Below are 550 nucleotides of genomic sequence, written 5' to 3'. Positions count from 1 at the left end.
ACCGTGCCCTCACCCGCCACTGCCAACTCGATGGTTTGCGCTTTTTCTTTTGCTGCCGTTTGCGCTTCTTGTGGAGTCGCTACTCGACGTTTATTCGTTTTACCAAATAATTTCGCGTTTAATTCAGACGTTTTCAAAGCCATTTACTGTTTACCCCTGATTTAATGACGGCCAGTTAGAGTGCAATACGCGCTCCAATTCCAATGCGCTTTTGTGAACCGCATCTTGAGCAGTTGCAAGTGTCTTCTTGCCGCCTTCGAAATCACTTACGGTTAAATCAAACACAGTGCTGTAGGTGTCTGCACACGTTTCAAATGCACGGCTACGTGGAATGGTTGCCATCATCACTTGGTCACCAAGCAGATAGTTCATTTCCGTCAATACCGAGACTTGCTTCTTGTTGTCGTCTTCGAACATGGTTGGCATTAGACGAACAAACTCTAAGCCATTCCAATCTTCTGGGAACATCTCATAAACCGTAGGCAAATGCTGGAAGAAGTTAACCGTAGATGCCCAGTCTAGACGTTTTGCCGCACAAGGAATTAACAGT

1 protein-coding gene and 1 pseudogene are annotated in these 550 nt (G+C 45.8%); both read right to left on the bottom strand.

The window, feature by feature from the left end:
- Positions 1 to 143: pseudogene (locus tag R7O13_RS29960) on the bottom strand (chromosome partitioning protein ParB); the annotation flags it as partial.
- A 7-nt stretch (positions 144 to 150) separates the two neighbouring features.
- Positions 151 to 550: ParA family protein (locus R7O13_RS29955; protein WP_318305603.1), on the bottom strand; the 400-nt coding region annotated here is incomplete at its 5' end.

It is taken from the genome of Vibrio sp. Y176 (assembly GCF_033438945.1).
The sequence above is the reverse complement of the archived record's forward strand: the minus strand, read 5'-3'. Positions and strand labels throughout refer to the sequence as shown.